Here is a 15,970-nt window from a genome sequence, read left to right as displayed (position 1 = left end):
TTATTTTGAATCGCAATATAAAAGTCAAACACAATTTCGTGAATTTATTTTTAATTGAACGCCTAAATTATATCGCCCAAAGGAGATATATTTTTTAATATAATTAACCACAACTCAATGACATTACCATTTTAACTTTAAGATTAGCAATCGAATAATACTTTTTACGTAAAATCAGAAGTCCAACCACCCGCTTCCAAACCCTCAGACTTCTTACGCAACCTTATTTACTAAGGCGGGAAAAAATATTTTTTTGAGATTCATTGATATTTTTTAATAACATGAGCATACTGCGCCGTGTTTTTTAATCCTGGCTACAGCAACGGTTCAATAGAGAATAATGAAAGTTCAAGATCGCTGTTTTGTTTTTCCTCAAAAAAAACCAAATTCAACCATGAGGTTATTTTGCTTTCCTTATGCAGGAGGAAACGCATCAACGTTTTTAAACTGGAACAAGTTCCTCCCCGAGTTTATAGAAGTTGTCGTCATTCAGCCTCCCGGGAGAGCCTCTCGAATACTTGAAGAACCTTTCTCAACGATGCAGTCAATCATCGATGAGATTCTTTTCAACTTTGATAAGTACGTCGACAAGCCATTTGCTTTTTTCGGTCACAGCATGGGAAGTCGAGCCGCATTTGAGCTAATGGTACAACTGAGTTGTAAAGACTTTCCTCTGCCAAACCACTTTTTTGCATCAGGAAGTCGAGCACCGCATATTCCCATTGGTGACAGAGCACTTTATGACCTGCCCGACTCGGAATTTATAGAAGCGCTCAAAAGCTTACAAGGTACGCCTGATGAAATACTAAACAATGAAGAACTAATGGCGATTTGTTTGCCTCTACTTCGTGCTGACTTTAAGATCGCCGATACTTATTTATATAAAGGGAATTTAAAACTTAATGTAAGTGCTTCTGTGTTTGGTGGTATCGATGATATCGATGTCTCATTGGATGATTTAGCTGCTTGGAGTCAGTTTTTTACATCAGACACTAACGTCGTCACTTTTCCAGGAAATCACTTTTTTATTGAGTCGCATACAGAAAATGTCTTATTGGAAATTGCACAAACACTCAAAAAGTTAAGCATTCCCCCACTAGTCGAAGCTTGCTCTACCTAGAAAACAACAAAATTTGCTGCAGTGCATTAAGGAATATTTTTAAATAGGCAGTATGTTACCTAACTATCATTCCTTGACAAACACGATGACTAATGAGAAAACAATCCAAAGTGGTTATTTGTTTGATAAAACCCGCTATCGTTCATACCGCAATTTGAATTTGAGTCAGCATTCCATATAAGCTGATCGACATGTCAATCTCAATAACACTCAACTCTCAGTTTTTGGCAGACACGCCACTTTCTTGTAGCGATTGCGTCGATTGACTTTCTATTATTCTCTGTATGGATTTTTCGGTTTTTTGATAGGCTTTTTCCAACTCGTTACACAAAGGCGTTAAAACTTCGTAGGAGTTGGCCTTAATGTTTTCTCCAAACTCTGTCATCAATCGGTAAATATTTATTAAAGCCAAGTTGCCAGATACCCCTTTTAAAGCATGGGACACTCGAGCAGAAGTTTCCCAATCTTTTTGACGAACAGCTTCTTTCAATCGACTTATGTCATTATGGTTAGCGGTTAAAAAACTATTGAGTCCGGAAATATAACTATTGAAATCGCCCCACAGTTCAAGCGCTTGTTGTATATCGATGCCGTAAAGTTCGTTTGCATTAAACGAACTACTATCGTTTTCATTTTCGATATTTTCGACATTAACCTTTAAAAGTCGAGACATTTGTTCATAAAGTTCATTAAACACAACCGGTTTTTTTACGAAACCATTCATCCCCGCGACGTGACAGGCTTCTTGATCTTCTCGCATGACACTTGCCGTTAATGCAATAATGGGAATGTCTTTCCCGCCAGATAGTTTTCTTATCGCTCTACAAGCTTGTAAACCGTCCATTTCTGGCATTTGAACATCCATTAAGATGATATCGAATACTTGGGCTTCAAACGCTTTAACAGCAAGCGCGCCATTAGTCGCGTGCACCATGGTATGGCCTTGAGATTCTAATCGATTACGTAATAAATCGGCATTTTGCTGAATGTCTTCTGCAACTAGAATGGTTAATGGATGCAATGTGCTGAGTTTTGGATGTGTTTCTTTACTCTCCTTAAAACTATCAACCCTATTAGCTGCCGCCAACCTCAAGGTAAAAGTAAATGTGGTCCCTATTCCTTCTTCGCTCTCGACCCCAATATGCCCCCCCATTAATTCGACCAGTTGCTTGGAAATCGTTGTTCCTAATCCAGAGCCGCCATATTTGCGACTGGTCGAAGTATCGGCTTGATTGAAATTCTCAAATACCAATGATAGTTTTTCTTTTGAAATACCGATTCCAGTGTCTCTTACAACAAACTTTAGGTACTTGCTTTCATCCAAATCTAAACCTACCGTAATTGAACCAGAGGGCGTAAACTTAACTGCATTTCCAATGATATTAATTAAAACTTGATTTACTCGTAAAGGATCTCCTAAATAATACTCACCAACGTCTTCCGCTATCCTAAGAATAAACTTTAAATCCTTTTCTCTCGCCTTTAACTCAAATGTTTTAAGTACGTGACTTAACATATCGCGGATAGAAAATGGCACTTGCTCTAAGCTTAACTTACCTTCCTCAAGCTTTGCGACATCTAAAATGTCATTGAGTAGGCTATGTAAATCTTTTGCAGAACGACGCACCGTTTCCAAATGTTTGCGCTGTTCTTGGCTTAACTTATCTTCTAAAACAATATCAATAAATCCAATAATAGCATTCATAGGTGTTCGGATTTCGTGGCTCATATTGGCCAAGAAAGCACTTTTAGCTTGATTCGCTTGTTCCGCTTTGTCACGCATGCTAATCAGTTCAGCCTCGGTCTTCTTTCTCTCCTCGACTTCTCGGGAAAGTGACTTATTTAACGAAATCACGGATTCTTGTTTAGAAAGTTCGGACAACATCGCGTTTAAACTATCGGTTAATGTACCGATTTCATCTTCACTATGCTTCTGTGCACGTGCATCAAAATTCTTATTTTTGTATACCGATGTTGCCCATTCTGAAAGCCCTTTGATGGGTACGGTAATATTTTTATTGAGCCAGCGAGACATTATGGATGTAAGTCCAACAATTAACACTACCAGTCCAAATATTACCAACATTAATCGCTGTCGAAAGTTATTCCAAGCCTGAGTGTTCAGCTTAAGCAATAAATTACCGACATTTCGATTGTTAATTGTTATTGGAGTCACCAAGTAGTAAAAGTTTTTATCAAGCCATAATGATTCTTGTCTAAGATAGTCATCTAGATTGATTAGTTCCTCATTTGGGTACTGCGCAAAAATTTCGTTCTCTTTTATAATAGCTGCAACAACCAGCTGCTTATTGGCAGATGCTGCTGATAGAATCTTTTTCGCCGCTTTAGCATCATCAAAAGTAACGGCAGCTTGGCTATTAAACGCCAATACCTCTCCTAAAAGCGTCATTTCGCGCTGAATACTACTATGAAAATGATTACTGGCCGTCCAGAAGAATGTTACTGTCGATGCTAAAACCACCAAAATAACGAAGAATACAATACTCAGTTGCAGTTTTTTCTTAATGGACAACGAAGTGCTATTTGAGAATGTCTCTTTCATTGTCAATTGATCCCTCCACCTACACCAAGAGAGAGCAACTGAGAAGCTACTTTGAAGTCGGTATTGCCTACCAACTTCTTGTTTATACGAAAACGAACACTGTCATCTTCCATAAAGAGCTCAATAAACCCACCAAATTGTATAAAGGTTGAAATCTCTCCAATCGTCAAAGTTCGATGAACATCAATGGCAGCTAGAATTTCGGGCGTAACTCTTGCTTCGGAACCCACAATATAAACCACAGTGCAATTATCAACGGCTTTTTTATTGTTGTATGGACCCAAACTTATGATCTCGATTTTGGCCTGAGGTGTTTCAGCGCCTTGCAGTTCAGAAAGTGCATCACCAAAACGGTTTTCTCCTATAATGCAAACGCTAAGCTTATTGTCGGCTGAAATGTCCTGTTCTGAAAACTCTATAAATTGCAAAAAATTATACAAGTAAGAAGCCTTAACCTGGTAAGACACATCTTCCGCTGAAGCAATACCAAAGCAGAAAACAAGGACCAAACTTATGCGTTTTAACATCAATCGATTACCCACTTCACGTATAAAGAAACTTCCTGTTCCACAAGAGCATCACTATTCCATTCAGGATGAGTGCTATCACCAAGGTTTCGTCCAGATAAACTCATGGATAAGTTATTTGATAATTGCCAAATCAGTGAAAAGTCTAGCAACAGATAGCTATCGACATTGTTGGTTGACAACCTGTCAACAAAACGCAAAAAAGTATTAATTTGAAATTCATCTGACATGTCATACATCGAAATCACTTGCAACATATTCTCAGGGGATGTTCCTTCCATGCTTGTCGCTCGACTGTCGTCTTCACTATCAGCATCTGCTTTAAAGTTAAGCGCCATATGGGAAGCATTAATTTTAATTAACCAATCCTTCCTGGCTTGAAAATTTGCAGTAAGTTCAATTCCCGTTGCACTTCCTGATATTTTATTTTCAATCGAGTTGTTTTCTTCTATAGATAGTAGACGGTCATAACCCGCGTAGTATACGGTTGCGTCAAAAAACCAATCGCTATTAAGATTACTACGCCATCCCATTTCATAATAATTGGCAAATTCCGAGTCAAAGCTATCGCTTGGAAATGTTGTCAAGTCCACTTCCAATCGAGTCGGTACTCGAACCACACGAGACCAAGCTGACCAAATTAAGGAATCTTGCAACTCGTAGGAAAATCGAACACTGGGTTGCCATTCACTGCCCGTATAATCGTTGTTTTCATACTTCGTTCCAATAATCAAATGAAATTTTCTGTCCATGAAAGCAATATCATCCTGAATAAAGGCACTTAAAACTTCATCGGTTCGACTCGTGGGAAATATATATTGAAAAGGCCGAGTGGGTACATGGTCATGTGTATTTCGATAACTAATACCAGCGACCCATTCATGGCTTAAGTGCTGTTGTTGGACTTGATAGTCGAGTTCAGTGATACTTCGATCATCGGTAATACTAGGTGTTTCAAGTCGCATAGCATCATAAATAAAATGCAGTTTATGACTTCGATGACTATCATCTAAAAACCGCCAACTTATTAATGCGTGATGACCGTCGTGATCTTTACCTTGTGGTGTTTGTGGGTCTGTTAATGAGCCTAAACTTCCTTCATAACCTGAAAAATCAAACATGATATTGTCCGTCTTGGACAATTGATGTTCCAATCGAAATCCCACCTGAGTATGCTCATAATCATCATTTGTGAAACTGCCACCCGTCTCATCATTGTTACGATGCTTTAGTGACATTTGCATTTGTGTACTTTCTCCTAATTGCCAACCCAAGCGCCCTTGAATCAAAGTCCGGCCCAGATCACTTTCGGCAGCTTCTATCATGAGCCCTTGCGAGTTTTTTGTGTCTTTAGTAATGATGTTAATTACACCGTTAACCGCATTCGCCCCCCACATCGTTCCACCAGGCCCACGAATGACTTCGATTCGTTCGACGCTGTCCAGCAATACGTCTTTTTCCTCCCACAAAACACCAGAAAAAAAAGTGCTGTAAATACTGCGACCATCAATCATGACTAACAATTTATTTGCTGTTCTTGAATTGAAACCTCGAATGGAAATGGCCCAGGTGCTTGCAGAAAGTCGAGCGACTTCTACACCAGGCACATATCTCAATACTTCTGCAATGTGAGTAGCACCCATTCGCCTTATCTCATCGTGAGAGATTACATAAACAGCCGCCGGAGATTGGGTAATAGACTCTTCCTTGCGCGAAAGCGTGGTAATTTTTAAATTCATTAATTCCGTAAGACTGGTACCTTTAATATCAACCAACAATCGCGAATTTTCTTTAGAAGAAGCAATAAGTGCAGATAAACATAAAACCAATAAAATATATTTTCTCATGGTTATATTCTTTCCTTGCGCAGTGAACTAAGTATAGAAGCTAATGCCTTCAGAGCAAAACTTTCTTATAAAAAACAAATAATTGGTTATTTTTAAATAGGAATATTTAAGTCGTTCAGTGGCAAATCTTTACCTATTGATTTCTACCATCGACTACACTTAAATCATTTCAATCTTAAAAATCAATATGAGATATTGGGTATCACTATTCGGACTATTATGCTTCTCTTTACAACATTGCAAGGCGGACTCAGAAATCTATAAATTTGTTGATAGAAGCGGTAAAGTTAAGTTCAGCGATCGTCCTTTTCATGATGGCTATGTACCTCTGGTTCGATCTAAGGCAGGGTGGCGCTTAAAAGCCCAACACCGAACGTTTAGTTCTCGTCGAAGCCAATATCATGCGATGATCCGTCAGATAGCACAGCAATATAATGTTCCAGAAGATCTCGTTATGGCCGTAGTACATGCAGAAAGCCATTTTGATCCCAAAGCAACATCCCGAACCGGAGCTGTGGGGCTGATGCAACTTATGCCAGCAACGGCTCAACGTTTCAAAGTACATAATCGCCAAGATCCCAGACAGAATTTAAAAGGCGGTTCCGCGTACTTGAGGTACCTTATTATTGAGTTTAATGGAGACTTTGATCTTGTACTGGCCGCATATAACGCTGGTGAAAATGCGGTAAAGCGATTTGGTAATCGCGTACCACCTTATCAAGAAACAAAATTGTATGTTCAAAAAGTTCGAAAGCTATACAATCAATACAAAAACCAGCCCAATGACTAAATTCGAGATTATTTTAATTTAGCCCGGGCAATAAAACCGGTATCAACGCCAAACCAAAAACTTCTGGTTTTCTTATCAAAATACATGTGACGTATATGTCCACCGCTTTCGACTTCGGTTGAACTTATGAATTTTTTTGTTTTGGTATCAAACCCAGTCATTCGATTGGGGTAAACGCCTGTTTCTGCAACCCAAATATTTTGGCGCTCATCTAAAGCTGTACCATAAGGCTTACTGTTTTCTCCGACCGGCATCATCCACTCTTCAAATGAATTTTGTTCAGGCAAATAATGCCCTAACACTCCACCCGCATAATCGACATACCAAATACTGTTATCAATGGTTATTTCAAGCCGGCGTGGACGAGCTTCCTTTCGCGGAAGTTCAAACTCCTCAATATTGAATGTCTCTGGCTCAACCTTCGCAATTTTATTAGTACCCAAAAACACGACCCAGGCATTTCCTTTACCATCCAGTTTAATTCCATACGGTCGAGAACCTTTTGCAGTAGCCATTACAAATCGAACATTGCCAGTTTTTACGTCTAAATGACCGATGGCATTGCTATTTTGTGCGGTAAACCAAATGTTTTCTTTCGAGTCAAAAATCAAAGTATGTGGATCTTTAACGAGCTCTGGCATTGAAAAACGTATTACTTTCCCATTTGCTGGGTTGAGCATACCCATGTGTGCGTTACGATTTCCGGCGTACCATACCCTACCTTTATTATCGACGATTAAATTATGTGGATGACTGCCATTGGGTACCGAATATTGCCTCATACTGCCACTCATCGGATCAAGCACACCAATATAGTTGCCTCCTTGCCCACAAAACCAGACTTGACCATCTGGCGCGACATAAGGATCACGTGGCCTTCCACCCCATTCTACTTTAAATTCTTTTATGCTTAATAATGAAGGAAGTGCCTTTACATTCGATTGCTCACCAAAGGTATTCATCAGTACATTTGTTATAAGAATGAATGTAAATATTGAGATACGTATACTTTTCATAGTCGTGCTCACCCGACAAAAACTTTCCTATTCTATTGACAAAAAAATGAATACGATGGTAAATCAAGAGATTGATTGCAAAAATTTAAAATCACCTTTTAACATTCTGAAAGTAGCCTCTGACTTTCAAATAATCCGATGCCAAGCGTTCAGCAGAAAAGCTTTCAACACCATCCTCATCTTTTAAGGGTTTAAATGTTGCCTGTAGCTCTCCAAAAGGATTGAGCAAATAGATCAACACACCATGACTCACCTGATATTCTCCAATATATTCACTTTGTTGAGGTTCATCGTTTGGTTTGAGTTGATACTTTAATCCAAGACTTTGCTCGAAAGGTTTAAACTTTTCTTCACCACTGTGTGTTAAACCAACAAATTCCGAATTAAAATATGGCACGTATTCAGCAAGTCGCTCAGTAGTATCGCGCTGGTTATCAATGCTATAAAACAAATAACCGGTATTGCTGAAAGCTTCAAACTGATTAATCATTTCAGCCGCTTGATTCAATTGCACTAACGTCGTTGGGCAGATATCGGGACAATACGTATAACCGTAGGAAACGAAGTGCCATTTACCGAGTAAATCATTATTAGTGAAGAGCTGATTATGGTGACTCAGCAGTGAAAATGAACCTATAGGTTTCGTTTCCATTAATAAATGACCATGGATAACAGGTGCAAACTCTACCCGACTTTGAAGCATAAAGGTCATCAAACCGCCTACGCTCAGCAGAACTAAAAACAGACTAATGACTAACTTTTTTCGCATAAACTAACCAGCACCAATGCTTTAAATTCAATCGTTAAATTATTTGAAAGACGGATAAATAATGGTCAATTAACAGCAATGTAAAAAGGTAAAGCAAATAAAAAATAGACACACGGAATGTTTTAATCGCGGCCAAAGGTTTGGAACGCCATTTTAACTGCATCGCATGATAGTTAAACCAACCTCCAAGCCCAATGGCTCCGATGAGATACAGCCAGCTGCTCATTCCAATGAGATACGGCATCAGACTACTGATAAAAACAGCGTAGGTATAAATCACCACGCAGCTTTTCGTGTACTCGATGCCATGAGTGAGTGGTAACATGGGTACTTTGGCTTGTTGATAATCTTTATAACGGTCAATCGCCAGTGCCCAAAAATGTGCGGGTGTCCAGATAAATATTATGGCAACCAATAGAAGCGCTTCGACTTCAACTTTCCCGGTAACACTGGTCCAGCCCAAAAGAGGTGGTAATGCTCCAGAAATACCGCCAATAACAATATTTTGAGGCGTCGCATGCTTCAAATACATGGAATAAATAAATGCGTACCCCACTAATCCAATTAGGGTAAGGATCATGGTTAATGGATTAATCAAAAAATAGAGCGTCGACATCGATAATGCCGCAAGTATACTGGCAAAAACGATGGCCTGACTTCGAGACACGGTGCCTTTTTGTAATGGCCGATATCTTGTTCTGTTCATTTGCGCGTCAATTTTTTCATCGACCAGATGATTGACTACCGCAGCGGACGCAGCGCCAAATGCAATACCGAGCGTGGCAAAAAATAAAACATGAAATTTTACCAGGCCAGGCGTAGCCAAATGCATACCCACCATCGCCGTTATCAAAAGCAGCAACACCACCTTTGGTTTGCATAAATTAAAATATTCAAGCCAGACAGATTGTTGACGAACTGCAGCCGATTGTGATTGAGAGATTCCCATAATAGCACCACTTTCTTTTGTTTTATTAACCGCAGCGTGTTCGCGATACAGCTCTAAAAAGCGGCAGACTGCTTCCTATAAAAAGTAAAATATCTGTCGGACTAAATGAACGTAGCCTCCTTCTACCGCCATAATGGCAATAAGTACTAAAATAGCCAAAGGAGGAACCAGAATAGTGTAAATTACCGCCAGCTTTTCCCAGACTAAATGCATGAATACTGCAACAATTAAGCCAGCTTTTAAAATCATAAAAATCAAAATTAACGACCATCGCAAGTAACTTTCCAGCTGAAAGTAATCAACCATGTAAGATAAGGTTGAAAGAATGAATAATAGCAACCAAATTTTTAAGTAAACGGAAATAGGATGCAGTTGCCCATGCGATTCGCTTTTGACAGTTTGTTCAGATATTTTGTCACTTGTTGCCATTTCTAACACCTCACCAAAGATAAAACAGTGCGAATATAAACACCCAAACTAAATCGACAAAGTGCCAATACAAACCAGCAATCTCAACAATGGCAAAACCCTTTTCATCGTATAAGCCTTTGCGTACGCGGTTGGCTACTATTAGCAGGTAAATCACACCAATGGATACATGCATACCGTGAAAACCCGTAATCATAAAAAAGCTGGAACCAAATTGCGCAGCCCCTTCCGGATTGCCCCAAGGGCGAAAGCCTTCTGAAATCAATTTGGCCCACTCAAATACTTGCATACCGACAAAAACGGCACCTAAAATTGCCGTAACCAACATAAATTGAAACGTTCGTTGTTTATTTTTTCGATACGCGTAATTCACCCCCATTGCCATAGTGCCGCTGCTCGTAATTAATACAAAGGTCATAATTGCAATTAAAATGAGTGGAATGGACTCACCTGCAATGGTTAAAGCAAACACTTCGCTTGTGTTGGGCCAAGGTTCCGTTGTCGACATTCGCACATTCATGTATCCGGTTAAAAACACACTAAAAACAAATGTGTCGCTTAACAGAAATATCCACATCATGATTTTACCCCAAGGCATATCAAAGGTTTGTTTGTCTTGGGCCCAGTCGTCACTTACACTTTGCCACCCCCGCGAAGCGGTTTTAGTAGCACTTTGACTGGTATTGTCAGAATTCATGATTCAGCCTCAAAAGCCACAAAGTTTTGCGATCACATTAAAAGTTTCTGCTGAGCTGGTTAATAATGCAAACAAACCTAACCAAACTAACAACAGAAAATGCCAATAATGGGTGCAGAGTTGTAAACTGGGAATAACGCAAACAACATCTTGCTTCTTCCATAGTTTTTTAATCACAAGAAACATCGCAATTAAACCGCCAACAATATGAAAACCATGCACCGCTGTGAACAAATAAAAATAGCTATTCGCCGGATTGGAATAAACAAAATAACCTTGAGTCATTAGATCGAGCCAAACCTGATATTGCCCAAGTAAAAACACCAGTGAAAATAAAACACCCGATACAATGCCCACGATTGTCTGCGTCGTTTTGACCTTACGGCTGCTGAGCATAGCCAAGTGCAAACTCATGCTACTCAGCATTAGAATACCCGTATTTATCCAAAGTAGCTGTGGGTTATCGAGTGGTAACCAAGGTTCGCCCGCCATGGCTTCAAAATCGCCCAGTTGCGTCCTTGAAATAAAGGTAATGATAAACAAGAAAAATAATATGGTAATCACGACCATTAATACACGCAGCGCCAACTGTTCAGCGCTCATTTTCATAGAAACATCGCTTGGTGTCTCGTCCACTGGGCTCAATGATGTTAGCCAAGGTTTTTCGCCGAGGGCTTTAAACAGCGTCATGATCCAGCACCTTTTTCCATACGTTTTACTTTATCGTTTGGCACATTTTGAGGAATAAAATCGGTTTCTACACCTGGTACGCTGTAATCGTATGCCCAACGATAAACCTTAGGCAGTTCAGGTCCCCAATTTCCGTGTATCGGTGGATTATGTGGCGTTTGCCACTCTAGCGAAGTGGCTTGCCAAGGATTGCCGTCTGACTTCTCGCCCTTTCGTAAACTCCAAATTAAGTTAATAATAAAAAACAACTGTGCAAAACCAACGATAATAGCTGAAACCGTAATGCCAGCATTCAGTCCTTGTGCCGACTCAGGAATGAACTCTGTATCACCCATTGCGTAATACCGACGTGGCACGCCAAGAAAACCTAGATAATGCATGGGTAAATAAATCGCATAAGTTCCTAAAAAAGTTACCCAAAAATGCAATTTACCAAGTGCAGTGTTTAACATTCTTCCAGTCACTTTTGGAAACCAGTGATACACTGCCGCAAAAATTACCATAATGGGTGAAACACCCATCACCATATGAAAGTGCCCCACAACAAAGTAAGTATCGGAAAGCGGTAAGTCGACGACAACATTTCCTAGGAAGAGTCCAGTGAGTCCACCGTGTGTAAACGTAAATATAAAACCGATTGCAAAAAGCATGGGTACCGTTAATCGAATGTTACCTTGCCATAACGTTAAAACCCAGTTGTACACTTTAATGGCGGTTGGGACCGCAATAATTAATGTTGTGGTGGCAAAGAAAAAGCCAAAATACGGATTCATTCCACTGACATACATATGATGCGCCCAAACAATGAAGCTCAGGCCGCCGATAATAACAATGGCCCAAACCATCATTCGATACCCGAAAATGTTTTTCCGGGCATGAGTACTTAATATGTCGGATACAATTCCAAAAGCGGGTAATGCAACAATATAGACTTCGGGGTGACCAAAGAACCAAAATAAATGTTGAAATAAAATAGGACTACCACCCGAATGGTCTAATTGCTCACCCATTGATAAAATAGCGGGCATAAAAAAGCTGGTACCGAGTAATTTGTCCATTAGCATCATGACAGCGCTCACAAATAACGCTGGGAAAGCAAAAAGTCCTAAAATGGTTGCGATGAATATTCCCCAAACCGACAACGGCATTCGCATTAAGGTCATACCTTGCGCTCGCGCTTGTAATACCGTCGTGACGTAATTTAGGCCCCCCATAGTAAAAGCGACAATAAAAATAGCTAACGATACCAACATTAAAATAATGCCACCATCCGCTCCCGGTGTGCCTTCCAAAATTGCCTGTGGAGGATACAAAGTCCAACCAGCACCGGTTGGCCCTCCTGACACAAAAAAGCTGGCGAGCAATACCAAAACCGACAATAAATACACCCAATAGCTGAGCATATTCATGTAGGGAAAAACCATATCTCTCGCGCCCACCATTAATGGAATGAGATAGTTTCCAAAGCCACCCAGTAACAATGCTGTTAACAAATAGATAACCATAATCATTCCGTGCATGGTTACGAATTGATAATAAGATTCAGGGTCGATGAAAGAAAAGCTATCAGGAAAGCCCAGTTGTAAACGCATTAGCAATGAAAGTACCAGTGCAACCAGCCCAACTGCTATTGCCGTAATTGTATATTGAACCGCTATGACTTTATGGTCCTGACTCCAAATGTAACGCGTTATGAAGCTCGTTGGTTCATGTAATTCATGCGTTTGATCGGCAATAGCAATATGGTTCATTCAGTCACTCCCTTTACTTTGTTCTTCTTTTAGATTTTTACCACTGTTTAAGTCATTGATATAAGCAACGACGTCATTAACGGATTGCTCATCTTTTAATATTTTTGCCATCAAAATCATTTGTGTGCCGTATTTGTCGTCCTTATGGCTGCCACGAATACCCTGTTTAAAGTTTTCGATTTGTCGTTTCAAATACCAATCGGCTTGCCCAGTTAACATTGGAGCATTAAGCGCAAAATTACCTTCGCCGTGTTTACCATGGCAACTTGCGCAAGTGCGATAAAAACGTTTACCGCGTTCCACATCTCCCTTGATAGTACTTTCAGACAAATTATCTGGAAATGTATTGATATAGGCCAACAAATGTTCTAACGCTTCATCATTAGCAATTACCGCAGCCATAGGTGCCATTTGTCGCCCATAAATATCATTTTCGTTCGAGCCTCGAACGCCATTTTTAAAGTAATGAATTTGACGACGTAAATAAGATGAATGAAAGCCAGACAATCCCGGTGCATTCAGCGCCCGATTGCCTTCACCTTGAGCCCCATGACAAGCAGCGCACACTGCATATAAAGCCTTACCGCGTTCGGGATCACCTATTACCTTTGATTGAAATTGTGCCAAAGTGGGTTGAGATGCTAACCAATTATTAAAGCTTTCTTCGTCTTCAACGATCACTTTACCGCGCATAGTATGATGCGCCAACCCGCAAAGCTCTTCACACAATACTTCGTAACTGCCTATTTCCGTTGGTGTGAACCAAACGTAAGTGACCATTCCTGGAACCAAATCCATTTTTACTCGAAATTGCGGTACGGCGAAATTGTGTAAGACATCGATAGAACGTAATAATGCCTTTACAGGTTGATTAATCGGTAAGTGAAGTTCATTACTGAAAATTAATACGTCATCTTGACCATTAATGTCTTTAGGATGAATACCAAATGGATTATCCGGTCCAATAAATTGAGCCTCCACTTTGCCTAATTTACCGTCCTTTCCAGGAAATCGATAGCGCCAATGCCACTGCTGGCCAAGCACTTCAAATTCGCTTGCGTTGTCAGGAACTTCTATGAATTTTGCCCACACAAATAAGCCTGGTGCGAGCATCGCAGCAACACCTAACGTAGTGACAATGGTTAACCAAGATTCCAGCTTTTTGTTTTCTGGTTGATATTGAGCCCGACGATCTTTTTTATAGCGAAACTTATAAATCGAATATGCAACGAAAAAGTTGACTGCAACAAATACAATGCCGGTCACCCAAAAAGTGATGTCAACCGTATCGTCGATGGTACTCCAGTTAGATGCAATGGGTGTAAACCACCATGGACTGATCAAATGAAAAATAACAGTGACCAGTATTAGCAGAAATAACACATAGACCAGTGCCATGATAAAAGCATCCCTTTATTGTCAACAATCTTGTTGCTTAATGAAAGCGTTTAACTTAATGGTACTGCTTAAAAACCTGACTAGGCCGATGCATTTTTCCGATGTTGAATTCGATTCACCTTTGAGAACGGATTTATATAATGACGATCTTCACCGGCCAACTCAGACTCAGGGTGTCGCTCTTTCATCATTTTCTTAATGGCATCGGTTTTATTCTTATCGGCGTAGATCAAAATCAGGTATTTACCTGCTTCAATATCTTTATGAAAAGGTTCTAGCTTTTTATTTTCAGTATCAACACCGTATAACCCACCTTCCCAAATCCCGAACAGCGTGGTCAAAACAATGATCACCAGATAAACAACGGTTGGCGGGTTAGTACCAAAGGTGTCAAAGAAAGCGGTAAAAGCGACGATTAATAGAGAAATTCCAAACCCAATTAAACCACCTGCTGTGGTCGACCTCATTAAGTCTAATGTTTCGATGTAATTGCTGGAGTGAATGTGTTGTTGCGTAAGCCCGGCTTCATCTTTGCTGATGACGTGCAAATACCAATCATCGACACCTACATCGTGTAAGTCATCGGTCACCTGTTTGCAGCTACCCAGCGTTGGTGAAAGAAAATAAAGGCATTTCATCTCTCTTTCTCCTAGTTGCGTGTTTCTATAAACTCGCTTCCAAGATGGATACGACAACGTTAACTCACTGTTCCAGGTTGGAAACCGCAAAGTTTACAGGCCATACTTTTAAAGTATCACATGGCCCTAATAGATCAAATTTTGGGCACTATTTTATTCTTTATGATTATAGATAAAGTTTTGGTGATTGTTTTGAATTATTAATGAAAGGATTGAAGAAAAGGCTTTTTATTAGTTTTTAGTCTTTTGGTGGATTTTTTGATTCTGATAGGTGATATATAAAACCGCATCATCTTTGCGAGATATTTTGCACCTACTCAACGCTTCAATATGAATAATCAGTCCGTCCAATTAAAATCAAGATTAGTCACCCGTAATGACTCGGCAAGGCATAAAACCCAATAACTCTTCAACAAAACGGGAACAAACCAATACTTCATCACCAGAGCTCGGCAACACCCAATACGTATATTCTTCACCCAAAGGATCTTTTAAAGACTTAATCAAGTATCCATCTTCGGGGTAATTATCTGGATAGCTAAGATGAGGTTGGTTTCTAACGAGAATATCAAGTCCTTGTTCCATTGTTGGAAACACGCCTGTATCCGATTTATACTGCTTTAATGATTTCGATAACACTTCAAAATCGATTGAAACTTTCATCGTTTTATCGCACTTCCCGTGCATATCACGACTAATAATATACCAAATAAAAATCACGCCTAATAACGCTAACAGCCCTACTATCAATTTGATACAATATAATGCGATGTTCATTAAATTTAC

Annotated in this window: 15 protein-coding genes; 2 read left to right on the top strand and 13 right to left on the bottom strand. The window is 39.8% G+C overall.

Annotated elements, in window-relative coordinates; translation table 11 throughout:
• The first annotated feature begins 340 nt into the window (after nucleotides 1-340).
• Nucleotides 341-1,120: a thioesterase II family protein gene (locus ACTUJY_RS09960; protein WP_463615935.1), complete on the top strand. Its 780-nt coding sequence runs from the start codon at nucleotides 341-343 to the stop codon at nucleotides 1,118-1,120.
• A gap of 217 nt (nucleotides 1,121-1,337) precedes the next feature.
• Here the strand turns inward: ACTUJY_RS09960 and ACTUJY_RS09955 are convergent, their stop codons facing one another.
• The 3 genes from ACTUJY_RS09955 to ACTUJY_RS09945 are packed head-to-tail and all read right to left on the bottom strand — an operon-like array spanning nucleotide 1,338 to nucleotide 6,057.
• Nucleotides 1,338-3,683: an ATP-binding protein gene (locus tag ACTUJY_RS09955; protein ID WP_463615934.1), complete on the bottom strand. Its 2,346-nt coding sequence runs from the start codon at nucleotides 3,681-3,683 to the stop codon at nucleotides 1,338-1,340.
• 2 nt (nucleotides 3,684-3,685) lie between these two features.
• Nucleotides 3,686-4,210 carry a YfiR family protein gene (locus tag ACTUJY_RS09950; RefSeq protein ID WP_463615933.1) on the bottom strand — a complete coding sequence of 175 codons (525 nt, stop codon included), beginning with the start codon at nucleotides 4,208-4,210 and terminating at the stop codon, nucleotides 3,686-3,688.
• On the bottom strand, nucleotides 4,210-6,057 hold the full coding sequence (locus ACTUJY_RS09945) for a TonB-dependent receptor plug domain-containing protein (protein WP_463615932.1): 1,848 nt from the start codon (nucleotides 6,055-6,057) through the stop codon (nucleotides 4,210-4,212). Before ACTUJY_RS09945 ends, ACTUJY_RS09950 begins: the two co-directional genes overlap by 1 nt.
• Nucleotides 6,058-6,244: 187 nt before the next feature.
• On the opposite strand from ACTUJY_RS09945, the gene ACTUJY_RS09940 reads away from it, so the two are divergent.
• Entirely contained in the window at nucleotides 6,245-6,847 is a 603-nt protein-coding gene (locus ACTUJY_RS09940; protein ID WP_463615931.1) for a lytic transglycosylase domain-containing protein, read from the top strand.
• Between the two features lie 8 nt (nucleotides 6,848-6,855).
• Here ACTUJY_RS09940 and ACTUJY_RS09935 read toward each other — a convergent pair whose 3' ends face one another.
• The 10 genes from ACTUJY_RS09935 to ACTUJY_RS09890 form a co-directional block, all read right to left on the bottom strand.
• On the bottom strand, nucleotides 6,856-7,863 hold the full coding sequence (locus ACTUJY_RS09935) for a Vgb family protein (RefSeq protein WP_463615930.1): 1,008 nt from the start codon (nucleotides 7,861-7,863) through the stop codon (nucleotides 6,856-6,858).
• A gap of 91 nt (nucleotides 7,864-7,954) precedes the next feature.
• Nucleotides 7,955-8,632: an SCO family protein gene (locus ACTUJY_RS09930; RefSeq protein WP_463615929.1), complete on the bottom strand. Its 678-nt coding sequence runs from the start codon at nucleotides 8,630-8,632 to the stop codon at nucleotides 7,955-7,957.
• Nucleotides 8,633-8,666: 34 nt separating this feature from the next.
• Nucleotides 8,667-9,581, bottom strand: coding sequence for a heme o synthase (gene cyoE / locus ACTUJY_RS09925; RefSeq protein WP_463615928.1), 915 nt, complete (start codon nucleotides 9,579-9,581; stop codon nucleotides 8,667-8,669).
• Between the two features lie 75 nt (nucleotides 9,582-9,656).
• On the bottom strand, nucleotides 9,657-10,010 hold the full coding sequence (locus tag ACTUJY_RS09920; RefSeq protein WP_463615927.1) for a cytochrome C oxidase subunit IV family protein: 354 nt from the start codon (nucleotides 10,008-10,010) through the stop codon (nucleotides 9,657-9,659).
• Nucleotides 10,011-10,020: 10 nt separating this feature from the next.
• Entirely contained in the window at nucleotides 10,021-10,707 is a 687-nt protein-coding gene (locus tag ACTUJY_RS09915; protein ID WP_463615926.1) for a heme-copper oxidase subunit III family protein, read from the bottom strand.
• Between the two features lie 9 nt (nucleotides 10,708-10,716).
• Nucleotides 10,717-11,397, bottom strand: coding sequence for a cytochrome c oxidase subunit 3 (locus ACTUJY_RS09910; RefSeq protein ID WP_463615925.1), 681 nt, complete (start codon nucleotides 11,395-11,397; stop codon nucleotides 10,717-10,719).
• Nucleotides 11,394-13,148: a cytochrome c oxidase subunit I gene (ctaD, locus tag ACTUJY_RS09905; protein WP_463615924.1), complete on the bottom strand. Its 1,755-nt coding sequence runs from the start codon at nucleotides 13,146-13,148 to the stop codon at nucleotides 11,394-11,396. Before ctaD ends, ACTUJY_RS09910 begins: the two co-directional genes overlap by 4 nt.
• Nucleotides 13,149-14,546, bottom strand: coding sequence for a c-type cytochrome (locus tag ACTUJY_RS09900; protein ID WP_463615923.1), 1,398 nt, complete (start codon nucleotides 14,544-14,546; stop codon nucleotides 13,149-13,151).
• Nucleotides 14,547-14,626: 80 nt separating this feature from the next.
• Nucleotides 14,627-15,184, bottom strand: a complete 558-nt coding sequence (locus tag ACTUJY_RS09895) for a hypothetical protein (RefSeq protein ID WP_463615922.1) — start codon at nucleotides 15,182-15,184, stop codon at nucleotides 14,627-14,629.
• Nucleotides 15,185-15,547: 363 nt separating this feature from the next.
• On the bottom strand, nucleotides 15,548-15,961 hold the full coding sequence (locus tag ACTUJY_RS09890; RefSeq protein WP_463615921.1) for a type II secretion system protein GspG: 414 nt from the start codon (nucleotides 15,959-15,961) through the stop codon (nucleotides 15,548-15,550).
• Between the last annotated feature and the right edge of the window lie 9 nt (nucleotides 15,962-15,970).

It is taken from the genome of Pleionea sp. WD8-19 (assembly GCF_055326765.1).
This window is presented reverse-complemented; position numbering and strand designations above follow the sequence as displayed.